The organism is Parabacteroides sp. AD58, assembly GCF_023744375.2.
Lineage (GTDB): Bacteria > Bacteroidota > Bacteroidia > Bacteroidales > Tannerellaceae > Parabacteroides > Parabacteroides absconsus.
In genome coordinates, this window is the sequence record NZ_CP146284.1 from 3198669 (window position 1) to 3223158 (window position 24490).

Consider the following 24490-nt stretch of genomic DNA (forward strand, 5'->3'; position numbering starts at 1 on the left):
TGAAATACGTTAGATTTGAATGCAAACGTCGCGTATTTCAAAAACGGATTCTTGCGGGTTGAAAGCGCCTTTTTGCTTCTTTAGAAGTTGATGTTTACGCCACCCATGATATTAATTCCCTGCATCGGATATCCATAATACATTTCGTATTGCTGGTTCAGCAGGTTGTTTACTTTGATATAAGCTCCGAACGTGTCGTTGAATGTATAGCCGACTTGCAGGTTCAGTTCGTTGATGTTGTTCAGCTTATAATCTTCCATAGCGAACAAACGCGTGTATCGGTCGGTTGCCAGATAGTAATTCAGACCGATTGCCAACTTATCAATAGGCTTTACCGTTACGTCTGCATTGATTTCTACCTTCGGACGGCCATATACATATGTCAGATCTGCATTCGAACTTCCACCTTCCCATTCATCATTGTAATTGCCTTTCCAGCTATTATAAACACCTTTCAACTGGATATCCAAGAAATTCTGGTAGCTGTATTTCAGATTCGCTCCGGCAAAGAAGGCTTTTGTATCAATACCTGACAGTGCATTCGAGTAGTTGCCAAATTCACCTTCATTGAAAGTGAAGGAAGGAACGAACAGGGCATCCGATGAACGGATTTTGTATCCGGCAAAGACATCAAACCAGAATCCGGGAGCAGCTCCGCACTTCAACCCGACTTGTCCGTTCAACCATTCGCGTGTCGGAGCAATTTCTTCAGTAGGATTGAAATAGCGGTTGACGAGTGATGTCTCGTAAGCACTGTTCGAATACAATCGGCCGTCGGCTTTCAAGTAAAGGACAGTCTTATCGGCTACTTCTACATCTGCCGCGATATTTGGCGAAGCCGTGAACGAATTGTCTTCACCAGTAACGAACATCACGTTCGCTCCCAGTTTGACATTCCAGTTTTCTCCGGCAATCTTATAATACGGACTCAAAGTCACTTCTGCATGATTGGCAAAGGCACAATTAGGAACTCCGGCCGGATAAGTCGGCAAGTTATAGGCGAAGTATTCCACTTGTCCGCCAACGCCCACGCGCTGGTTTCCGTTAAAGAAAGCACTGAAGTCGAATTTCGCATCCAACGTATGTTCTGTCGGACCGTCCAGCTCTTTGCTTAATCCGTATTTGTGTGAGAAATTGATGTAATCCAAATCAATCAAGTAGAAGAAAGCCGCATCTTCTTTAGCTTCTATACCGATCTTTGCCTGAATCGTCTGGTTCACCTGATTGGTTTCGCGGTCGGCTTTTGACAGCAGATCTTCTACTGGCAGGCTCGACATGTTATTTATAGGCAAGCCATAATAATTGAATCCCGAATAATTATACTTACCACCTAAGTTCAAGATGGCCTTCTCGAAGGTATGAGCATAGTTGATACCGCCTGTGTTGTCATTCAGTTTTGCCTTGACCTGATCTTCGATCTGGATATAATCAATATTACCGTTCGTTGAGCGGTGAGAGAGGAATACATTCAGCTTGTCTTTTTCCGTACTCAAGATATGGTAGCCGAAATCGCCGTTTATATTCAGGTGCATGCCGGCTGCGACGTTCAGGTAACCGCGACGCTTGTTGTAATCCATCTGCGTCATAATATTCCCTGAAGGCAAGAGTGCAATCTGCTTTTCCGGATCGGTTGCCAACGTAAACGAAGAATAAGAAATAGCTCGTTTGGTTACTTGCGGCTCTTTAATCTGCGGAAGCGTATTGACCTTGTTGGCATCCTGCACTGTCGGAGCGTATTCCCGTTCCAACGTCATTTCGCGGTCCAGCTTCTTTTTCGTTTCATCTTCTTGTGCTGAAACAGTAACGGCAGAACCCAGCAACACCGCTACGCAAAGTACTTTCTGATATTTTGTTTTCATCTTAGCCTCCTCATTACTTTAGTTTTGCCAAACGACTTTCAATCATTTCCGTGATGTTGTCGTCGCCCTGATAATTCTTCTGCAAACTGTTCAGATAAACGCGGGCCTGAACCGGATCGCCTTTACGAATATAAATATCTGCCCAAAGGATGAATCCGCGAGCCAGCCAGTATTGATGCGGAGTGCCGTTCTTGGCAAACTCTTCCAATACCTTTTCTGCGTTCTTGTCATCGTTGGCGTCATAATAAAGCTGAGCCAACAGATATTTGGCTTCTGCACCCTGTGCGGTACGCGTATCCTGACTGATCAGCTTTAAGTCTGCCAATGCTTTCGATTCCTGTCCCATTTCCATATAAGCCTTTGCCCGGACATAACGCGCTTCGTTGGCAATTTCAGGAGAAACTTTCGGATTCTTCAATAACTGATTGGCTCCGGTCAGAGCATCTTGCTGATTTCCTTCTTTTAGGGCACAACGCATGATACCCAAAGCGGCAGCTTCCTTGTTGTCAGGATTCTCAGCAATCGTATTCAATCGCTTAAATGTTTCAAGAGCCGCCTTGAAGTCTTCTGTCAGATATTCAATTTCCGCCTTGCGCGCCGTTGATTCTTCCAGGAACTTCCGGTCGCCACTGGCGATTACCTGTTCAAACATCGGCAGTGCCTCATTATATTCCTTCAAGTTGAAAGCGATGCTGGCCAGATAGAAGTTTGCATTGGTACTGAAGGCTCCATTCGGGTAATTCTTCAGGTAGTTCTGCATGCTTCGGCGGGCGCCTTCATTATCACCCCGCATAAACAGCTTTTCAGCCGCAATGTAAGTTAGCGAATCCTGTTCGTTGATATTCAGGTGGATGTTTCCGCCTAACGAGTTTACGTAGGCCGCATAAGCATCGATATCGTTCAAGTCGATATAAACCGACTTCAGATCCTGCAAAGCCACTTTGGCTTCTTCGCTACCCGGATAAGTGCTGATGACTTGTTTGTAGGCTTCAGCCGCTTTTTCCGGTTGGTTGTCATTATAATATATCAAACCTAACTGAACCCCTGCTTTCCGTGCCAGACTACTTTCCGGATATTCGCTGATGAGCTTGTTGAAGGTTTGAATAGCCGCCGAGCTGTTTTCCAGCAAGACGTAAGTACGGCCTTTCTCAAACAGGGCATCGTCGATGTATTGAGATTCCGGATATTCACGGATCAGCTGATCCATCGTCCGGATCTTTCCGTTATAATCTTTCTGCAGACCCAGTACAAAACCTTTCTGGTAGACTGAATAATCTCCGGCAGAAGGAAGTATTTGCGATGCTTTGTTGTAATTCTCTTCCGCCGCTGCAAACTGTCGGTTCTGGAACAGACAGTCGCCGATACGGTTATATGCATCGGCATACGATGCGGCAGCATGATTCTGTTCTACATCGGTATATTGGCGGAAGCGGCTTAAAGCCATGTCATATTCCTGCTGTTTGAAGTAACAGTATCCTAGGTTATAGAAAGAAAGGGCATACATATCCGTTCCTTTCTGCTGGGTATTGTTCTGATAAGTCCGGTAGTCGGAAATCGCGTTTCCGTATTCGCCTTTCCGGTAGTAGGATTCGCCTCTCCAGAAATAAGCATCGCTGCGGGCTTCTTCGTTATAGGTCCCCATCTGGATGGCACGTGTGAAGAGGTCAATTGCCTCATCCATCTTCATGTTGGTAAAGGCTTCCGTACCTAACTGGAAAAGAATATTCTGTTTGGCATCCAGAATCTTGACACTTGGATGCTTGATTTTCTCGATTGATTTCAGGGCCGCATCATAATTCTTGGTGGTCAGATAAACTTCCACTAAGTAATCGTTTACTTTGTCAGCATATTGTGAATTCGGGAAATCGTTCAGGAAGTCTTCGAAGATAGTCACTGATTCACCGAATCCGGTAAACGCTGTTTCATGTATCAGCAATGCATAATTATACATGGCGGCTTCCTGAATCTGTGTATCAAACGATGAGGTTGCAGCTGCTTCGAAAGCCATCCGCGCATTATTCTTATCGTTCAGTTTCAGATAAGATTGCCCTAAGTACAGATAGGCATTCTGGGTCAAAGCATCATCTTCGCTGACAACTTTTCCGAAGTTATTGACAGCGCTGCTGTAATTCCCGTTGTTGAACAGACAAACACCCAACAGATACAGGTCGCTGCGCAACGGTTCCTCAGCTTCCGATACATACTTGCTTAAATATTTCAGGGCCTTGTCCTGTTGTCCCTGGTGATAATAGGAGTTACCAAGGATACGGTATAATTCGGTATTGTTATTGCTGTTCGGATAAGTATCCAGCAATCGTTCGCCTTCCTTGATGACCTGGCTGTATTTATTCTGGATAAAATAGATCTGAGTCGTGTAATAAGAAGACTGCTCCTTGAATTCCGGATTCTCTTTCAAGGCATCGAATTCGACTAAAGCCTGGTTGTATTTGCCGTTGGCATAGTCGATGTAAGCGACATAATAGGCAGAAGCGTCGCGGTATTTATCACCAATCTGCTGAATACGGCTGAACATCTGCCGGATTTGCTGCAGTTTTTCCGGATTTTCATTCTCTACCTGAAGCATCGAGTACGCCAGACGAAAACTATAGGCTTCCTGATCTTCCGGACTAAGCAGGTCGATATCGGCCTCTTTCAGCCAGAAGATAGCTTTCGGATAGTTTTTCTGTCCGAAGTGAACCGAACCGATCAGGAATTCAACCACATCGGTATGGCGTGAATCCGGATACGTTTCAAGATACGATTTCAATAGTTCGTCTGCATTGGGGCGGCCTTGCTCAAATGCCGCATAAACCAGCATGAAGTCTGCTTCCTGAATTAAGTCTGCATCTGCCGCGTGGGCTTTATACGCTTCCAGCTTGTCGATGCAACCCGAATAATTCTTCAGGTTAAACAATTCCTTGCCTTCTGTGAACAGACGCTCTGGGCTGCCAAACTGATACGAGCGTTGAGCATCCGCCATGTGCGTACCTAATACCAGGCATAAGGGAATAAGTATTTTCTTCATCACACTCTTTGCTTTTTATGTGTTTATTTATAAAGATAACAAACAACTCATATTGCTTGTTTAATCTGTCTTATCGTGTAATTAATTTACAAAGATAAATAAACCCGTTGAAATATAGGCAACTTCTGGAGGAAAAACCTATTGATTTGCTTCTTGCCGATTCATTTCCTGATATCGCCGGATGGCTTGGCGGATAGAAGTAAGACCGAAGTCGTCGGGCTGTAGGGAAGCTGGCTGCCGGATGACGATTTCGGCGGCGTCGTCGGCGGCCTGTGCCTGGCTGAATTGCTTGACATGGCATTCGAAGAACATATCCACGGTGTGGACTTCAAAGCCTTTGTATGGATAGATGTTGGGAATTGAGAACAGATACTGGCAATGATCGATCTGAAGGCCTGTTTCTTCTTTGACTTCGCGGGCCGCGGCCTCTTCGGCACTTTCGTACATATCGACAAATCCACCGGGCAGATCGAGGGTGCCTTTACCGGGTTCTTTGGCGCGTCTGACCAACAATAGCTCGCCGGCTTCGTTCCGGATGAAACAGGCAACGGCTGATGACGGATTGAAATAATAGACAAATCCGCAGTGCGTACACTCTTTTGCCTTTTCGTTGTGTACGACAAACGTCTGGTGTCCGCAAACCGGACAAAATAGAAATTGGTGTAAAGGATGTTGTTTCATAAGGATATCATAAAAAAAGACAGATCGTATTGACATACGACCTGTCTTGAAACATTCATTATTGGGAAAGATGTTTTTCTTATTCTTTTACTTCCCAGCCCAAAGCACTTGCACCCAATACGGCAGCATCGCTTTCTTTCAGCTGAGAGAATAACAGTTTAGTCTTGCCTTCAAATACTTTCAGCATGTTCTTGTCCATAGAACGCTTGATCGGGTTCATCAACAAGTCGCCTGCTTTCGTCAGACCACCGAACAAGATGATTGCTTCCGGGCTTGAGAAAGCGACGAAGTCTGCAAAGGCTTCACCTAACATGTTTCCTGTAAATTCAAAGATCTCCAACGCCAGCTTATCACCTTTCATAGCTGCATCAAATACATCTTTAGAGGTGATTTCAGACGGATCGAGTTCACGCAGCAAGCTGTCGTCTTTCCGGATATCCAGATATTCGCGTGCTGTTCTGGCTACACCCGTTGCAGAAGCATAAGCTTCCAAACAACCCTGACGGCCACAACCGCAAGGACGTCCGTTATTACGACGCATGATAACATGGCCTAATTCACCGGCAAATCCGTCGTGTCCATATACTAAGTTACCGCCAATGACAATACCGCTACCTACACCTGTACCTAAAGTAATAACGATAAAGTCTTTCATACCACGGGCAGCACCGTAAGTCATTTCGCCGATTGCTGCAGCATTGGCATCATTTGTCAGCGCAACGGGAAGACCTCCTAAATAATCGCTGATCATTTCTGCCAAAGGAATTTTACCTTTCCAGGGAAGATTTGGGGCAAATTCAATACAGCCGTTAAAGAAGTTTCCGTTTGGCGCTCCAATACCGATACCTTTAATCTTTTCAGGACCGCCGGCCTGGTCAATAACATTTTTCAGACCGTCTCCCAAAGCTGCTACATAATCATTGATATCAGTATATTTACCAGTCTTGATTGAGCTGGTGTATAAGATTGTTCCGCGTGCATCAACCACGCCAAAAACCGTGTTGGTACCACCTATATCGATACCTACTACATAAGGCTTCTCCATGATTTTATGTTTAGATTAAAAATGAATTACTAATTAATTGTAGGCAAATATAAGTTCTTTATAAAAAGTAACCATGAATTTCGCGGAAAAAATTACATTTTCGTGTCTATTTTGTTTTATCTCAATAAATCCCTGCCTTAAAAATATGTTTTAGGAAATGTTTTATACTGTTGATGCGGATTATACCTTTATATGGAGGGTTTCACCGGGCTGACTGAGCAGATGAAATGCCGTTCCGTTTTGTCGGGCATACGTGCCGAATGGCAATGTCAGTTCCGGCTTTTCCCAGAAGTGCATCGGAATGAATTGTTTTACTTGAATTTGCTGGATGAACTGTTCGGCTCCGCGGGCAAAATCACTTCCCATTCGCGGATCAACCGGAAACATGGCAACGTCGATGTGGTTGCAGGCCGCTTTCAAAACATTCAGTTCATGCAGGAAATTCTCTTCCGCTTCTTTTACTTCCTGTTCGGTCGATTCGTCTTTCCAGTGCCAGTTGTTGAGGTCTCCTGCATGAAAGATAAGCTTATGTTCGCATGTCAGCAGGAAAGACACGCCTACATCGGTCGAGCCGAAAGCCTGAACCCGGATCAGATCATCCTGGTAAACGTCTCCTTTGTCGAGGAATGTCGCTTCATCAGCCGCTGCCTTCTGGTGCCTTAGGATATCTTTGCTTAATAAGTAATGGATATCCTTCTTTTGTTCTTTCCAGGAAAAGATTTCCCGGCTGAAGTGATCCGGATGAAAATGGGATGATAATATATAAAGTGGCTCCGGCTTTTGGAGCAAGACGTCGTGCACATAGCCTTGTTTCCCTTTTGTATCTTTATAATAATCGAAGAGAATGGAATAAGCCGGAGTCTCCAGAGCAAAACAACTGTGATAAATATATGTCAGTTTCATAAGATACTTTTTATAAAGAACACTACATGCGGCTCTTTTGTTCTTGGCCGGCTCCTGTTCCTTTATATTTACTTTTGCTGGCATTGAATTTATAGCGGATAGTCAGTCTTGCCTGGCAATGTGTGGAATGCTCATCCATTTGCATGGTTTGCCGGTCGCTGACATACATGATAAAACTACGTTTATAACTATCCAATACATTCCATGCGTCAAGCTGAATGGTCAGGTTGTCGTTGAGGAAGCTCTTTTGTAAAGAAAGGTCTGCCCGCCATGAAGGTTTTAAGAAACGACCGTTTTGTATGTCTCCTTTCGTTTTGTAAAGAAAATCAACATCCAGCAAAATTCCCCAAGGCAACTGAAGATTGTTATTCCAGGTAATGGTTCCCATCGGGTTATTCAGTTTCAACGGCCCTTGAGGTGTTTGGGTTGTGTACCATTGTTTTGTCACTTGAAATCTCCATTGCGGACGCCAGAATCCGATGGTAGGAGCAACGGTCAGTCCGGCAAATACCTTGTCATATGTCGGAGCATTAGCCAGCGACATGAGCATAATGGTCGGATTTTCTTCGTCATACAAGCTTGTTACATTGATGACCTTGTCTTTGATACGGTTATAGCCGGTAGTTAATTGTATCCATCGGTATGTTGCTCCTAACGTTACGTTTTGAGTCAATGTCGGTTTCAATAACGGGTTTCCGGTTTCGTATGTATATTTGTTGGCATATAATACGTTGTTCCGCAGATCCCAATAGGACGGACGAGCAATATCTGTCCGGTAAGCCAGTTGGATATTTATCCGTTGGATAGGAAATGACAAGGAAAACGTCGGGAACAGGTTATTGTATGTCTTGCTTTGTTCGTCTATCCGTTTGCCATCCACGTAATAATCGGATGAGGTATATTCGTAGCGTAGTCCTATTTGTGTTTGAACTTTCCCGAAATTTTTTCCGTATTCGGCAAAGACAGCTCCCATGTTTTCACGGATGCGGCTGTTGTCATCATTGAGAATTCCTTCCGGATTGATGAAGAGATTACCTCGGTTTGTATATGTATATTCACCACCGAAAGCTAGCTCGCCGTCCCATACGGGTTTGGAAAGTATCAGTTTGGTAGCATATAACGAATTGCTTACGTCATTGAATGAGGAAACTGTCCGGGTTTCTTCTGCTTGATTGGGAATACGGGTAACTTCATCAATGTCGTTTTCTTTATGGATATCACTCCAGTAACCATCCAGGTTTAAGTCAACGTTCCAGTCATTGATCTTTCCCGTATAGTAGGCATTAAGCTGATGGGTGTCATCTTTATCTGTTTCGAGATTCGGACTGTAAGTGCTTTCTGTTGGTTCTTGGTCTTGAAATACTTGTGTATGCAGGATCATGTTCATGGTATTTGCCGGTGTTTTATCATAGCCGTAGCGAATACCGATGGCATTGTTCTCGTCGAAGGTGTAGTTCAAGGCAAGCTGTGCGCCTAATCTTTTGTCTGTTCCATCGGTGAAGACGGTTGATTCCTGTCTCCAATATTGCTGGAGATAAGTGTCTTGATAAAAATCTTTGGATGACCATCCGTAAGACCGAGAACCGTAGATCATGCCCGACAAGTCAAAACTCCCTTTACGATAGTTGAAGTTAAATTGTTCCAAGGCGCTCCAGTCACGGTTGTATTGAAACATGGCGCGATTATCGAATCCAAAGCCTTCGCCTTCAACCTTCTTGGTGGCAATTCGTATAACTGCTGTCACATCAGCTCCATATCGGGCACCCGGATTGTTGATGACTTCTACCGACTTGATGTTTTCGGCTGATATCTGATCCAGTTCTGTCAGGTCTCGAACTTTACGTCCGTTGATATAGATTTCCGGTGTTCCCCTTCCGAATACGTTTATTTCTCCGTCTTGGGCAGTTACATTCGGGATTTTGTCGAGTAATTGTTCGGTAGTTCCAGCTTTTTCCAGTACGGTTCCGCTTACGCTTGTTACCATGGCATTCCCTTTCATGCGGGTAATGGGCAATGAACCTTTGACTATCACTTCGCCTAATTGCTGTACATCCGAGACCAAACGTATGATGCCTAAATCAGGAGGATTGATGGATTTATAGATGGTTTCAAAGCCAATAGACGAAATACGGACGAGCTGGTTGGTGGTTGTTGCTTCCAAGGCGAAAGAACCGTTTTCATCACTCATCGTACCTGTTACGAATGCTGAATCAGGAAGCGATAACAATACGATATTGGCATAGGGTAAAGGCTGATCTTTTTCATCGACAAGTTTTCCATGGATCGTTTGTGCTGAAAGAGGTATGCTTCCTGCAAATAGGAAACAGGTAATGATGTTTTTAATCATTTGGTTTACTTTTAAAGTTTGACATCCTGTATTTACAATAAAAGCGTGAGACTTGTTTTGTCCATTGAAAAACAGGTATCGCCAAACACCTTGAGGAAATGGACGAAGAAACAATATTCTCACGCCGTATTGTGTATGACGAATAGGATATAGCCACCAAGGGCCATACCAAATTGCATACAGACAAACACAGAATGAGCGTTACATTGTCTCTATCCTTCCTCTGAAATTGGCGATTTCGTTTTTCAGGATAAAGCAAAAACGCTTAGTTTACGTCAGCGGATTTCTCCCGCTTGTATCGCAAATATACGTTTTTTTCCAATGCAACGCTCTTAGGAGAATATTATTTCTTCAAAAATACATAAAAAGAAGAGATGCTGGATATAGATGTAAAATCTTTTTATTTATACCGTTTCACCCGGGTGGAATGATCGTTCCACAAGGGTGAAGAGATCGTTCCACAAAGGTGAAACGATCGTACCACAAGGGTGGAACGATAAATTTTTAGGCAGAAACGCCTCTCTTTTTAAAGTAAGCGGGAAGAAAATGTTTCCGGACTGGCGTTGTAGTTTAACAGATTCCGAACAATGGATGCTGGTTTTTGACCGTTATATACAGATAGAATCGAATTGGATAATTTGTTTTTATAGAAGCTTTCGTGCTGATTTTTATAAACTAAAATCGGTTATTTTTTGTTGTATGACTGATATTAATGCTGATTTATTTCTACCTTTGCGACAAATAGAACATTTATAAAGTTTATGGAAAAGATTAGAGCAGCCATCGTTGGGTATGGCAACATTGGAAAGTATGTTCTGGAGGCTTTGCAGGCCGCCCCTGATTTTGAAGTTGCTGGCGTTGTACGTCGTAATCCGAATGATATTCCGGCCGAGTTACAAGCTTATCCGGTTGTAGATCATATCTCAAAACTGGAAAAAGTGGATGTCGCTATCTTGGCAACTCCGACTCGTCAGGTGGAACATTATGCAAAAGAAATCTTGGCTTTAGGCATTAATACAGTAGATAGCTTTGATATTCATGGTGGAATCGCAGATCTTCGCCGTTCGTTGGACGAAGTAGCGAAGGCTCACAACCGGGTTTCTGTTATTTCAGCCGGTTGGGATCCGGGAAGCGATTCAGTTGTCCGTGCTTTGTTGGAAGCAATGGTGCCGAAAGGTATTACATATACAAACTTTGGTCCGGGTATGAGCATGGGACATACCGTAGCTGTTAAAGCAATTGAAGGCGTAAAGGCGGCATTGAGTATGACAATTCCGTTGGGAACCGGCGTTCATCGTCGTATGGTTTACATCGAAGTGAAAGACGGATACGATTTTAAGCAGGTTGCTGCTGCTATCAAAGCCGACGATTACTTTGCCCACGATGAAACTCACGTGATGCAGGTTGAAAGCGTAGATAACTTGTTGGATATGGGACACGGTGTAAACTTGGTACGAAAAGGTGTATCGGGTAAAACACAGAACCAGTTGATCGAATTCGACATGAAGATCAACAATCCGGCGCTGACTGCTCAGATTCTGGTAGCTGTTGCCCGCGCCAGTATGAAGCAGAAACCGGGAGCTTATACAATGATCGAATTGCCAATCATCGATATGCTGTATGGCGATCGTGAAGCCTTGATCAGAAGACTTGTTTAATCAGATAGAAGATTGAAAGTTGAAAATCGGAGAGTGAAGGAAGTGCTCTTCTTTTTCAACTTTCAGTTTTTTTGTTTTCAATCGAATACTTATGTTGGATTTTATCACATGGACAGCTGATCCGGCCATCTTCTCAATCGGTTCGAGAGAGATTCGATGGTATGGCTTGGCTTTTGCTGTTGGTTTCTGGATTGGATATATGATCGTTCAGAAAATGTGGAAACAAGAGAAGCTCAAGCCGGAGTGGATCGATTCCTTGTTGATGTACACCATCTTTGGTACGGTAATCGGATCACGTTTGGGACATTGTCTTTTTTATGCGCCGGATTATTATCTGGCTAATCCGATAGAAATCCTTAAAATTTGGGAAGGTGGGCTTGCCAGCCATGGTGGAACATTGGGTATTATTATCGCCATTTACTTTTATTCCAAGCGGGTTACCCATAAAAGTATGCTGTGGACATTCGACAAGCTGGTGGTACCGACGGGACTGGTCGCAGCCATGATCCGTTTGGGTAACCTGATGAACCACGAGATCTATGGTCATCCTACTGATGTTCCCTGGGCTTTTCGCTTTATTGAAAACTTGCATGCCTGGAAAGCCGGTGCCGAACCGATATTCTCTGCGCCGAGTCATCCGACACAGCTATATGAAGCCCTTTGTTATCTCCTGACATTCTTCCTGTGTATGTGGCTGTATTTCCGGAAAGAAGCCTGGAAGCGCGAGGGACTTATCTTTGGTGTATTCATGATCTGTATATTCACATCCCGTTTCTTTATCGAATTCCTGAAGAACGACCAGGAAGCATTCGAAGCCAATATGGTATTGAATATGGGACAATTACTTAGTATTCCGTTTGTATTGGCAGGTATATGGTTTGTTATTAGAGCCTGCCGTCAATCCGGTAAACCCCAAACATTAAAATAAAACAATAATATATATGTACAAACTGAAGGAAATTGCTGATAAAGTTTATTATGTAGGTGTAAATGATCGCCAGAAGGCTTTGTTTGAAAACATGTGGCCTTTACCTTATGGAGTTTCTTACAATTCGTATCTGATCGTTGATGAAAAGACAGTATTGGTCGATACGGTTGATGTCTGCTATTCAGATATCTTCTTGAAGAAGATAGAAGATGCGTTGGCAGGTCGTACGTTGGATTACCTGATTGTAAATCATATGGAACCGGATCATTCGGGAAGCATCCGTCTGCTCCGCCAGCTTTATCCGGACGTACAGATTATAGGAAACAAGCGCACCTTCGACATGCTGGAAGGATTCCACGGCATTCATACTGGATTGTTGGAAGTAAAAGAAGGTGATACATTGAGTATCGGTCATCATCAGCTTTCTTTCTATCTGGCACCGATGGTACATTGGCCGGAAGTAATGGTGACATACGATGCAACTGATAAGATTCTTTTCTCGGCCGATGCCTTTGGAACATTCGGTTCGCTGGATGGAGCCGTAATGGATGTAGACATGAACCTGGATCATTACTGGGATGAAATGCGCCGTTATTATGCCAACATCGTAGGTAAATATGGTAATCCGGTACAAAAGGCCTTGCAGAAGCTGTCGGGGCTGGAAATCAAAACTCTGTGTTCAACTCACGGACCGGTGTGGACAAAATATATTCCGGATGTGATCAAGATATACGATGAACTGAGCCGTTACGAAGGACAAGACGGTGTCGTAATCGTTTATGGCAGTATGTATGGCAATACCGAACAAATGGCCGAAACGATTGCCGCATCTTTAGCTGAGCATGGAGTGAAAAACATTGTTATGCACAATGTCAGCAAAAGTCATGCTTCTTATATCTTGAAAGATATCTTCAAATACAAGGCGGTTATTATCGGATGTCCTACTTATTGCAATCAGCTTTATCCGGAAATCGATTCATTATTGCAGAAGATAGAAATACGCGAAGTGAAGAACCGCCTGTTCGGTTATTTCGGATCCTTCTCTTGGGCGGGAGCTGCAGTAAAGCGTCTGGCTGCTTTCGGGGAGAAAATGAACTGGGAAGTTGTCGGTACTCCGGTAGAACAAAAGCAAGGCTTGAAGCAGGATAAGTATGAAGCTTGCTGGGAACTGGGTAAGGCAATGGCAGAAAGAATCTGATTTTTATACAGATTAAACGAATTAAATGACTATATTTGTGAATGTTTACGGGCGATAATGATGAAAGACGTTGAACATTCGCACATTTAAATTATAATATTATGAGACTAATTATTGAACAGAATTACGAACTGCTGTCAAAATGGGCAGCTAATTACGTTGCAGCCAAGATTAAACAGGCAAATCCGACGCCAGAAAAACCATTCGTATTAGGTTTGCCAACCGGATCATCTCCATTAGGCATGTATAAGAACCTGATCGAATTGAATAAGAAAGGTGTTGTTTCTTTCCAGAATGTCATTACTTTCAATATGGATGAATATGTAGGTCTGCCGAAAGAACATCCCGAAAGCTACCATTCTTTTATGTGGAATAATTTCTTCAGTCATATTGATATCAAACCGGAAAATGTAAACATTCTGAATGGAAATGCTGCAGACATTGAAGCTGAATGTGCTGCTTACGAAGCTAAAATGAAAGCAGTTGGCGGCGTAGATCTGTTCTTGGGCGGTATCGGTCCTGACGGACATATTGCTTTTAATGAACCGGGTTCATCTTTGGCTTCTCGTACTCGTATGAAGACATTGACTACAGATACGATCATTGCCAATTCTCGTTTCTTTGACAACGATGTGAATAAGGTTCCAAAGACAGCTGTAACCGTAGGCGTTGGTACAGTTTTGGATGCTAAGGAAGTTTTGATTATGGTGAACGGTCATAATAAAGCGCGTGCTTTGCAGCAGGCTGTTGAAGGTGCCGTTAACCAGATGTGGACAATTACTGCTTTGCAGTTACATCCGAAAGGAATCATCGTTTGTGATGATGCTGCTTGTGCTGAACTGAAGGTGGGTACTTACAATTACTTCAAGGATATTGAAAAAGACCATCTGTGTCCGGATTCTCTGTTGAAATAAATAGTTTAATTAGATATAGAAAAGGTAGACGTCGTCGCGGAATTATCTGGGGCGACGTCTTTTTTTGTTACCGTTTGCTCTAGATAGCGGCGAATAAAGACTTGCAGAACTTAAATATAATATCTATCTTCGGGGAATATAAGACCTGGATATGTATGAAAGCTACTCTTTATCTGATATGGACCGCTTGCCTGCTGTTGAGCACTTCATTAAAGGCTCAAGACTGGGCTCTGGTTGATTCGCTCGAACATCAGAAGTCTCTTTATGAACAGTTGAAGAAAGAAGATGCCCGTTCTTTTACATCGCATCTGAATTTTCAGTTCTGTACATCATTTACTACCGGCTTTCAGGATTTTAGTTTAGATCAGGCCAGCTTTAAGTTGAATCGTTTGCGCATGGAAGTCTTGGGGCGTTTCTTCGATAAGTTTTCCTATCATTTCCGTTATACCTACAATAAATACACAAACCCGAATACGGTAGATGAATTGTCAACGCATGTCGAGCTGGCGAATATGGGTTGGGATATAACAGATCGCTTTACTTTAACAGCCGGCAAGCAGTTCTTCATGCTTGGTGGCTATGAATATTATGTCAATTCAATCAGGGTTCGAGAGTTCTCTGACTTCAATAATTATACGCCAGCTTATCTGACCGGAATTTCTGGTACGTATCAGATAAAGCCCCATCAGTCGCTTACACTTGAAGTAGCGAATAATCGGGTGGAGACGGAAGCTGAAATCAATGTAGGTACGGGTTCTTACATGCCTAAAGTCCCTTTGATGGGCGCATTAAACTGGGTGGGTAAGTTTTGTAACGACCAGGCTTTGCAGTTTTATTATTCGGCTGCTGCCGGACAGATTCTGCGAGACCGGGGTATTTATTACCTGACTTTTGGCAATGTGTGGGAAAGAGGTCCGGTTCTGGCATATCTGGATTGTCTGTATTCGAGGGAAGAAGTCGATTCTAAAGGGCTTGTATCATCAATTCAGTCGGTCGAGAAAGAATCTCCTATGACGGCTCAATATGTTCAGTACTTAACTTGGATTGCTAATTTCGACTATCGTCTGCATCCGAAATTGAATATGTACGTGAAAGGAGTATATGAATCAGGCAGTGTTTACAAGGATAACTGGATCTATCAGAAAGGAACGTATCGCCAGACATGGAATACACAACTTTGCTTTGAGTATTATCCTTTGAAGAAAAGAGACCTGCAAGTTTTCTTACACCTCTCATACAAGAAGATTCATTTCCCTGAACTGGCCAAACAAATCGGGGGAAAAGATTACTCTACCCAGCAGATCATGTTGGGAATGCTTTATACCATTCCGGTGATTTAACCTTTCTGCTTTATTTGATACGTCTGATTATAAATGTTTTTTGGGTAACTTCATTCTTAAAGGGTTACTCAAGAACCTTTATTTTTCCATTATTACAAGCGTTTTTATTCCTATCGGTCGATTTGAATATCTTTTTATAGGTACAGTCTTTTAACCACTCACTTTTGCTTTTCCTGTTTCCTTCGCCTTGAAATCGTATTTGAAACCCTGCAACCCTTCGTTTTCCAACAATTTACGGCTCTATATTAACAAATATTAATCCGTTGAAATTTGTTGTAAATCGTTTAATTATTCGTACATTTGTGCCAAGAAACTTTTTGTATCATATGAGTGAATTAATTGCATTACCTAGGTGAATTGATTAAGTCACAAATGTGATTTGATCAATTCATAAAGGTGATTTAATTAGTTTCTCGGATATAAAAGATGAATTGACAGTAAAAACGGAATAAAAAATGTCAGCGAATTACGACTTCTATCAGAATCCCAAGCTGCCAGGAAGCAAGAAAAAAGCACGATACCATGCTCGGATCGTTCCGAGTGGCACGATAAACACGGAAAAACTTGCAGAAGAAATCCAGAATCGGTGTAGTTTATCGACGGCAGATGTAAAGGCTGCATTAGTGGCTTTAGCCGATATTATGGCCGAAAAGTTACGGGATGGTTATAGCGTTCACCTGGATGGAATCGGATATTTGCAGATGACATTGAAATGCCCTTCGGTTAAATCACCAAAAGAAGTCCGTTCAGAATCGATTCAATTTAAGTCGGTTGCCTTCCGCCCGGCTGCACAGATGAAACAGCAACTGCGGAAAACCAATTTTGTCCGTCAGAAAGAAAAATCGCATTCAAAGGCTTATACGGATGCACAGATCGATGAGATGGTGGCAACTTACTTTGAAGAAAAAGAGACTTTGACCCGTAGTCAGTTTCAGGAATATTGCGGGCTGACGTATTCAACGGCTGTCCGTCATCTGAAGCGTTTGCGGGACGAAAAGAAGATTGTCAATATAGCTTCCTTAAAGCATCCGTTGTATCGGAAGGGAACTATTCAGGAAAAATAAATTAGTAGCCTTTTCTATCTATAAAACATGCAGCCTTCTATAGAATAAAACACCGGCAATATCTGCTAAGATCCAACCGATGGGAACAGACCACCAGATGCCGTTGTAACTTAAACTTGGGATAGCGGCCAGCGAGTAGGCGAGTATGACTCTTGTCCCCAGTGAAATAATGGTCAGAATAAGGGAAACAGAGGGACGGGATACGGCTCGGAAATATCCGTAGAACAGGAATAAATAACCGATACCAATATAGAAACTGCCTTCGATTTGCAGATAGGTGACACCGATTGATATGATTTCCTGTTCGGTTGCCGGGATAAAAATACGCATCAGTTCGGTAGCAAAGAAGAAAACCAGTACAGAAACGATGCCGGCAAACAGCGTGGTTGTCAGCCAGGCGCAACGGATTCCCCGGCAAATCCGGTCTTCTCGTTGGGCACCGAAGTTTTGGGCGATGAAGGTTGAAAAAGCATTTCCGAAATCTTGTACCGGCATATAGGCAAACGAATCAATTTTAACGGCAGCGGCAAATGAGGCCATGACGGTCGTTCCAAAGCTGTTTACAAGTCCCTGCACCATTAGAATACCCAGATTCATGACGGACTGTTGCATGCAAGTCAGGTAGGAAAAGGAGGCAATCTTCCGAATAGCAGAAAAGTTGATCTGCCGGTCATCGCGCGATAAACGTAACTCCGGAAATTGTTTCCACGTATATAGGTAGATGCCTGCGGCAGAAACGATTTGAGAGATAACGGTTGCCAAGGCTGCTCCTTCCACACCCATTTTCAATCCTACCATAAACAGTACATCCAATACGATATTAAGGGCAACAGATATAAGCAGAAAATACAACGGACTGGAGGAATTACCTACCGAACGGAGCAGGAAGGCATAGAAATTATAAACGGCCATCGGTATCATACCTAAGAAGATCAGGAAGAGATACTGGTAAGTTATCGCTTCAAGTTCGGGTGGCGTTTGCAGTATCTTGATGATGGGTGAAAGGAAAGCCAGCGACAAGATATTGAGCAGGAGCGTCGTTCCTCCGACAATCAGCAGGGAAGAGAAAATACTTTGCTTCATCTGTCGGATGTCTTTTGCCCCATATTGCATGGAAAGGACGGCACTGCATCCCATACATAAGCCGATAAAGATCGAAGTAATAAAGACAATCAGGGCATAAGAAGATCCGACTGCGGCCAAAGCCTCTGCACCTAATACCTGACCAACGATTAGTGTGTCGGCAATATTATAGCATTGCTGCAACAGGTTTCCCAACATAAGCGGCAAGGCAAAGCGAAGCATACTACCGGCGATGGAACCTTTTGTCAGATCTCTTTTATACAGATGATTCATGCCTGAAAAGTTTTAAGGAGCCAAAGGTATAGATAGTTTTCTATTCCTTGGCTCCTTTTCCTTATTTCTTTTCCGAGAATGTTTATAACTTCAGCGGTGTACCGTTGTAGAAGTCCAGGATCTTGGCCCGGAAAATGAATTCATATTTGGATTGTGCCTGTTCAGCCAAGCTTTTTGCATACTTGGTTTTCGCTTCGTTGAATTCGAATACCGTACTCTTTCCGGCATTATACCGGTCTTCTGCATACTTGAAAGCTTCCTTACTTGCCAGCACGGATTTGTCGGAAGCCAAATACTTCTCTTGTGCCGCCGTTGCATTGTAATAAGCCTGTTGTATCTCTTTATAGAGCGTTTTCTTGGTATTCTCCATCATCAGCTCCTGATTATGGATACTAATACGCGCTTGTCGTACACTGTTCCGCACCTGGAAACGGTTGAAAAGCGGAATACTTAACGAGAAACCGATGGTCTTTCGTCCGTTCTGTGCCAACTGATCTGCGAAAGCGGGCATTTCAACATCTCCGGTATAGTAATGATAATAACCATTGGAATAGCTGGCTCCGAAGTTAATCTTCGGATAATAATACGACTGAGCTACCTTCAATTGCTTTTTCATACTTTCCAACAGATACTCTTGCTCCTTGATTTGAGGCTTGAATGTTACTGCCTGTTGATAAATATCATCCGGTGGAATAATGCTGCTCATATAAGTATTGACTGCATTATCCGTTGCCGGTGTGACGATATCAAATTCAGTTCCGCTCCGTTCCAGCTCCAGACTCTGTGCTAAATCCAGCAAAGCCAGCTTGACATTATTGCGGGCTTCGGTCAGCGATACTTCATCGTTGGCTGCCTGTGCCTTGATATCATAGAGTTGTGACAACGGAACTTTCCCTGCTTTTACCATGGCTTCCGTCTTGGTGATTTGCTCCTGACTCAAAGCCAGTTGGAGTTCGGCAATTCGCTCCATCTCTTTGTTGTACAAGACCTGCAAATAATACGAAGCAATGTTGATAGAGAGATCTTCTTTGGCTTTATTCAGGTTTTCGACAGCTGCCTGCAGGTTTAATCGTTTGGCGGCGATGTCATTTGGAATCTTGAAACCGTCGAAGATTGGCATCGACAAGGAAATAGAAGCCGAACTGTTGGCTGAGTTCTGGTCTACAATTACACCTGTCTTCGAAGGAGAGCGGCCAAAGTCGAAGTTCTGTCCGATATTCGCATTCAAGTCAGGCAGCCAGCTGTACTTACTGGTATGCAATTCCACCTTCTTATTGTCATGATCGAGCTGACGTTGCTTCAGATCGATATTATGTTCTATCGCATAGCGGATACATTCTTCGAGCGACCACGTCTTGACTGGTTCGTTACTCCAGGCTGGAGCCGAAAGCAAGCAGGCGGAAATTCCTGTTAATAGAATCAATCGTTTCATAACATCTGCTGCTTAAGGGTTATTTTTCCGGTTGGATAGCGGCGCCACGAATCTTCGTATCCTTATCCAGTCCGCTTTTAACTTCAATGTTGATACCGTCGGAAAGACCGATTTCGATTTGTTTCTTCTCGAACACCTGTTCCGGTTTCTCCTGCTTCAGCAGATAGACGAAGGTAGAATCACCGTCGAATTCAACCGTGCTTTCAGGGATAGTCAATACACTGTCAGCCCGTTTCAGGACGATCTCGGCATTGGCACTGTAACCGGCGCGGATAAAAGCATCTTCCGGTACTTGCAAAGCCGCCTTAATCTCGAACTGAATGGCACCGTTCTCTTCGACGCCTTTCGGAGAAACGTATTCCAATTGTGCATCCAGCTTGCGGCTTTCCATCGCTCCGATAGTCAGTTTGATAGGCATTCCTTCGTGAATACGACCGATTTCGGTTTCGTCGACTTTCCCTTTAAAGATCATATCGTTCATATCTGCCACCGTTGCAATCGTTGTTCCGTCGTTGAAGTTATTTGCCTGGATCACCGAGTTACCAACCTTAACAGGAATATCCAGAATCATTCCGGTAATCGTGCTGCGGATTTGGGTTGTACTGCTTACGTTGGAGTTTTTGGAAATACCGTCACGTACAATCTCTAATTCGCTTTGTGCCGTGTTACGTTCCTCTACCGCCTTTTGGTAATTCGCCTTACTGGTTTCGAACTCTTCCTGCGCTATGACACCTTGCTGGTAGAGTTGCTGATCCCGTTTATAGACTTCTTCTATTTGTTTAAGGGAAATTTCCGCTACATTAACCCGAGATTCAGCGCTGTTCAATTGCACCATTTCCGGGATTACCTTAATGGTGGCGATGATTTCTCCCTGCTTTACCATCTGACCGGCTTCTTTCTTCAGTTCAGCAATAATACCGGAGATTTGAGGTTTGATTTCGACTTCGTAACGAGGCTCTACATTTCCTGTCGCTACGGCTTTTGTTTCTACATTACCGATAGTAGGCGTTACGATCTCATACACCGTAATTACCGGCTGTGCCTTCTGCCAAAGGAAATAGAAAGTTCCACCTACGGCAGCGAAGATAATGACAAGCAACAGCGTTCTCATAATCTTCTTCACGATTCTGTTCTTCATATTCATTGAGCTTTTTTATATTATTCATCTCTTAATGCATCGATTGCCTTGATCTGCATGGCACGCCATGCAGGAATCAGTCCTGCCAACAGTCCGCTGATTAATAGGATAATGGTAGCGGCAATCGCTGTTTGTATATTGACACTCGGATCTTTAATCACAATATCATCGCTGGGTGTGGCCGTCAGGATACGATTGACGAAGTCCAATAAGAATACGCCTGTACTTAATCCCAGTAAGCCTGCCATCGCTGTCAGCATAAGACTTTCACTCATTACCTGCGAAATGATATCAAAAGGCTTGGCACCCAATGCTCGGCGAACCCCGATTTCCTTGGTCCGTTCCTTGACAGTTACCATCATGATATTACTAACTCCGATAATACCTGCCAATAAAGTTCCTAAGCCTACAATCCAAATCAGAATATCGATTCCCATGAATAGCAGATAAAAGGTGCGAAACATCTCAGCAATATTGATGGTTCCCAAAGCCTGTGGGTCTTCGGGTGCAATTTCATTCTGCTGAAAGATGATCTGCTTGGCTTGCTGGATAATCGCTTCCACATCATAGTTGGGCAGAATACTGATGGCTACGAGGAAAATCTTATCGCCAAGATTCATACTCTGCTGTAAGGTACTGAACGGAATAAATACGCTTTCGTCGGAACGCCCGTTGATATTCATACTGGTTGATTTAGCTTTCGTCACACCGACAATCTGATAATACAATCCGTTTACCCGAATGTATTTCCCACACGGATTCCCATTCTGGAAAAGTGCTTTATTAACATCCATTCCGATGGTGCAGACTTTTCGTTTCTCTTTCTCATCGATCGTGTTGAGCGGTCGACCGAACAACATATCTTGTGTCTCGATGAAGAAGTAGGCAGGAGTAACGCCTTTCACATAGTAAGTACCGCTGTTTTGTCCATATACTACATTCTTATCATTACTGCTTCCAAAGATCATCGGTGCGATCTGGTCAATACCTTCTACTTCCCTTTGGATGGTTGCTACATCACGATTGCGCAAATTCCAGCTTCTTCCTTTATTAAATCCTTTATAAGGCAGGCTGGTCTTGTCTGCATAAAAGAAGACTGAGTTGGTAGCAACGCCTTCCGTCTCGCCTAAAACCGCATTCTTTAGTCCCGTTCCTGCTCCTAAAAGCAAGACCAACATCAAGATTCCCCAAAAGACACCAAAGCAAGTCAGCAGGCTTCTTGTTTTATTGCGGGTGATAGTTACCCATATTTCAATCCATCTGTCTCTGTCGATTAAAAACATATTCGCCTCCTTTCTTTACTCGGCTCTCATGGCTTCAATGGCACTGATGCGAACAGCTTTCCGGGCAGGAAAGTAACCTGCCAGCACACCTGCTATGACAATCAGTAGCGTTGAAGCTATAGCGATACTTAAATTAACTGTTGGGTTGAGGAAGATTGTTCCTCCTTGTCCCGGGTTTTCACCTACTCCGGCGGCTTCCATACCACTGTTGATCAGCTCTGTCAGGCCGATTCCTCCCAACATACCGACATATCCGAAGACTGCTGTTACCAGAATTGATTCCGTAATGATCAAACGCAGGATGGAGGATGGCTTAGCTCCAATAGCCTTTCGGATACCAAACTCCTTCGTCCGTTCGCGGACTGTAATCAACATGATATTACTTACACCTACGATTCCGGCAATTAAGGTGCCGATACCAACAACCCATATAAACAAAGCAATACCATTCATGATATTATTCATCATACGGAAGCTCTCAGCTGTGTTCCACATACCGATGGCATTGGTATCAGTCGGGTCGAATTGATGTAGCTGGGCCATCAATGTACGGAAGTCTTTCTCGAATTTCTCGTTGGCTTCCTTGCTGACGACCCCATTTAAGGTGAAGGAAAAGCTGCTGAATCCATATCCTTTATTATACAGACTGCGGGCTGTGGTGAAAGGAATATAAGCCGGCGCATTGTTGCTTTTCTCGTCATCGTTGTAAACTCCTACAACTTGCCACATCAGTTTCCCGGCTTTGAGGTATTGGCCTACCGCATTTTGTCCGGGGAAAAGGACTTCAGCCATACGCGGACTTAAAACGATGACTTTTCGCTCTTCCCGCATATCCAGATCATTGATGAAACGTCCGTTCTCTGATTTCACATTTACATAATTGATCTTTGCATGGTCGGGAAAGACGCCTTGCATTTCACCGCTGATAAACTCTTTGTTGACATAGAGCGTATCGTTATGCCAGACATTGGCCGATAGTAAATCAATTTCCTTGAATCGGTTCTTCACAATCGTCAGGTCTGTTTCCTTAAAGCTGATACTCCGACCGGATTGCATGCCTTTCCACGGTTTGTTGGTATACCCATTCCAAACCTGAACCTTGTTCATCGACATATTCCGGAAGTTATGCATTACGCCGTTCCTCAGTCCGTTTCCGGCAGCCAACATGATGATCAGCATGAAGATTCCCCATGAAACGGAGAAGCCGGTCAGGAATGTGCGGAGCTTGTTCTGCCTGATGGTACTCCAGATTTCCCTAAAATCATCAAATTCAAACATGGCCTTTCCCTTTTTCTATATTTGAAATCAAACCGTCTTTCAGGCGGATGATACGATCAGTCGCGTCGGCAACTGATTGTTCATGCGTGACAATGATCATCGTCATTCCTTCTTTATTGACGTTACGCAGCAATTCCATGACTTCAACCGTCGTCTTACTGTCTAACGCTCCGGTTGGTTCGTCTGCGAGAATAATCTGGGGTTTGGCAATCAGGGCACGGGCAATGGCAACGCGCTGCTTTTGTCCTCCAGACATTTCGTTGGGCATGTGTTCGGCCCAGTCCTTTAATCCGACCATATCTAGGTAATCCAGCGCCATGGCATTCCGTTTCTTTCGGGAAATACCCTGGTAATAAAGAGGAAGCGCGACGTTTTCCACGGCATTCTTAAACGAGATCAGGTTAAACGACTGAAAGATGAATCCGATCATCCGGTTTCTTAATTCGGCTGCCCGGCTTTCACTTAAGTCTTTAATCAATTGCCCGTTTAAAGTATAGGTTCCCGTGTCGTATGTGTCAAGAATACCGAGGATATTCAATAAGGTCGATTTCCCGGAACCCGACGCTCCCATGATAGAAACCATTTCTCCTTTATCTATATCCAGGTTGATTCCTTTCAGGACATGGAGAGGTGCTCCATTAAAATACGTCTTGTTGATGTCTCGTAGTTCAATCATTGCTTTACTGTTTATATATTAGACGCAACATACATGTGATTTGTTACAGTTTTGAATCAAGAAATATCGGTAGTGTTTTTACTTTTAGTTTACTTCACTCTCTTTATTTCGTTTATCAGCGCTTCCGTTCTGCTGATGTCTGATTCAATGTGTTTTCTTATGCTTTCATGTTTTCACTATATGTTAGCGAAACAAATGTAGGAATATAATAAGTACCTTGTATCGCATGATACTTATTATTAGGTATATTTAACAAAGAAAAGATACATTTGTCAGATGTAAGTAAGTGAAAGTGGCGGGAATCAGGCTGTTATACGTATGGAAAAATGATAAATTAAACTAACAGGAAAGAAGAACTGTTATGT

General features: G+C 43.4%; 18 protein-coding genes. 6 read left to right on the top strand and 12 right to left on the bottom strand.

Translation table 11 applies throughout. The features are described from left to right. Nucleotides 1-80: 80 nt before the first annotated feature. The 6 genes from NEE14_RS13470 to NEE14_RS13495 form a co-directional block, all read right to left on the bottom strand. On the bottom strand, nucleotides 81-1859 hold the full coding sequence (locus tag NEE14_RS13470) for a TonB-dependent receptor (RefSeq protein WP_251967170.1): 1779 nt from the start codon (nucleotides 1857-1859) through the stop codon (nucleotides 81-83). Between the two features lie 13 nt (nucleotides 1860-1872). After that, nucleotides 1873-4884 carry a tetratricopeptide repeat protein gene (locus NEE14_RS13475; RefSeq protein WP_251967171.1) on the bottom strand — a complete coding sequence of 1004 codons (3012 nt, stop codon included), beginning with the start codon at nucleotides 4882-4884 and terminating at the stop codon, nucleotides 1873-1875. Between the two features lie 138 nt (nucleotides 4885-5022). Continuing rightward, on the bottom strand, nucleotides 5023-5565 hold the full coding sequence (locus tag NEE14_RS13480; protein ID WP_251967172.1) for an NUDIX domain-containing protein: 543 nt from the start codon (nucleotides 5563-5565) through the stop codon (nucleotides 5023-5025). Between the two features lie 79 nt (nucleotides 5566-5644). Continuing rightward, nucleotides 5645-6610 (bottom strand): ROK family protein, encoded by a 966-nt coding sequence (locus NEE14_RS13485; protein WP_251967173.1) that lies wholly within the window; start codon nucleotides 6608-6610, stop codon nucleotides 5645-5647. Between the two features lie 180 nt (nucleotides 6611-6790). Further along, nucleotides 6791-7513: an MBL fold metallo-hydrolase gene (locus tag NEE14_RS13490; RefSeq protein ID WP_251967174.1), complete on the bottom strand. Its 723-nt coding sequence runs from the start codon at nucleotides 7511-7513 to the stop codon at nucleotides 6791-6793. 22 nt (nucleotides 7514-7535) lie between these two features. Beyond that, complete coding sequence (locus NEE14_RS13495; RefSeq protein WP_251967175.1) at nucleotides 7536-9860, bottom strand: outer membrane beta-barrel family protein; 2325 nt, start codon at nucleotides 9858-9860, stop codon at nucleotides 7536-7538. A 761-nt stretch (nucleotides 9861-10621) separates the two neighbouring features. On the opposite strand from NEE14_RS13495, the gene NEE14_RS13500 reads away from it, so the two are divergent. The 6 genes from NEE14_RS13500 (at nucleotide 10622) to NEE14_RS13525 (ending at nucleotide 16962) form a co-directional block, all read left to right on the top strand. Then, nucleotides 10622-11518, top strand: coding sequence for a diaminopimelate dehydrogenase (locus NEE14_RS13500; protein ID WP_251967176.1), 897 nt, complete (start codon nucleotides 10622-10624; stop codon nucleotides 11516-11518). A gap of 91 nt (nucleotides 11519-11609) precedes the next feature. Beyond that, entirely contained in the window at nucleotides 11610-12446 is an 837-nt protein-coding gene (gene lgt, locus NEE14_RS13505; protein ID WP_251967177.1) for a prolipoprotein diacylglyceryl transferase, read from the top strand. A 13-nt stretch (nucleotides 12447-12459) separates the two neighbouring features. Then, the gene (locus NEE14_RS13510) at nucleotides 12460-13644 is read left to right on the top strand and encodes an FprA family A-type flavoprotein (RefSeq protein ID WP_251967178.1); all 1185 of its coding nucleotides are present in this window, start codon (nucleotides 12460-12462) and stop codon (nucleotides 13642-13644) included. A gap of 101 nt (nucleotides 13645-13745) precedes the next feature. Beyond that, nucleotides 13746-14558 carry a glucosamine-6-phosphate deaminase gene (gene nagB / locus NEE14_RS13515; RefSeq protein WP_251967179.1) on the top strand — a complete coding sequence of 271 codons (813 nt, stop codon included), beginning with the start codon at nucleotides 13746-13748 and terminating at the stop codon, nucleotides 14556-14558. A gap of 155 nt (nucleotides 14559-14713) precedes the next feature. After that, nucleotides 14714-15898, top strand: a complete 1185-nt coding sequence (locus tag NEE14_RS13520) for a porin (protein ID WP_251967180.1) — start codon at nucleotides 14714-14716, stop codon at nucleotides 15896-15898. 455 nt (nucleotides 15899-16353) lie between these two features. Then, the gene (locus NEE14_RS13525; protein ID WP_251967181.1) at nucleotides 16354-16962 is read left to right on the top strand and encodes an HU family DNA-binding protein; all 609 of its coding nucleotides are present in this window, start codon (nucleotides 16354-16356) and stop codon (nucleotides 16960-16962) included. 18 nt (nucleotides 16963-16980) lie between these two features. Here the strand turns inward: NEE14_RS13525 and NEE14_RS13530 are convergent, their stop codons facing one another. The 6 genes from NEE14_RS13530 to NEE14_RS13555 form a co-directional block, all read right to left on the bottom strand. After that, nucleotides 16981-18318 (bottom strand): MATE family efflux transporter, encoded by a 1338-nt coding sequence (locus tag NEE14_RS13530; RefSeq protein ID WP_251967182.1) that lies wholly within the window; start codon nucleotides 18316-18318, stop codon nucleotides 16981-16983. Between the two features lie 82 nt (nucleotides 18319-18400). Beyond that, on the bottom strand, nucleotides 18401-19750 hold the full coding sequence (locus NEE14_RS13535) for a TolC family protein (protein ID WP_251967183.1): 1350 nt from the start codon (nucleotides 19748-19750) through the stop codon (nucleotides 18401-18403). 19 nt (nucleotides 19751-19769) lie between these two features. After that, nucleotides 19770-20888 (bottom strand): efflux RND transporter periplasmic adaptor subunit, encoded by a 1119-nt coding sequence (locus NEE14_RS13540; protein WP_251967184.1) that lies wholly within the window; start codon nucleotides 20886-20888, stop codon nucleotides 19770-19772. Nucleotides 20889-20908: 20 nt separating this feature from the next. Continuing rightward, complete coding sequence (locus tag NEE14_RS13545) at nucleotides 20909-22171, bottom strand: ABC transporter permease (RefSeq protein WP_251967185.1); 1263 nt, start codon at nucleotides 22169-22171, stop codon at nucleotides 20909-20911. A gap of 15 nt (nucleotides 22172-22186) precedes the next feature. Next, nucleotides 22187-23449, bottom strand: coding sequence for an ABC transporter permease (locus NEE14_RS13550; RefSeq protein WP_251967186.1), 1263 nt, complete (start codon nucleotides 23447-23449; stop codon nucleotides 22187-22189). Further along, a complete protein-coding gene (locus tag NEE14_RS13555; RefSeq protein WP_251967187.1) occupies nucleotides 23442-24125 on the bottom strand; it encodes an ABC transporter ATP-binding protein in 684 nt (227 codons plus the stop codon). The genes NEE14_RS13550 and NEE14_RS13555 overlap by 8 nt, the downstream gene beginning before the upstream one ends. Between the last annotated feature and the right edge of the window lie 365 nt (nucleotides 24126-24490).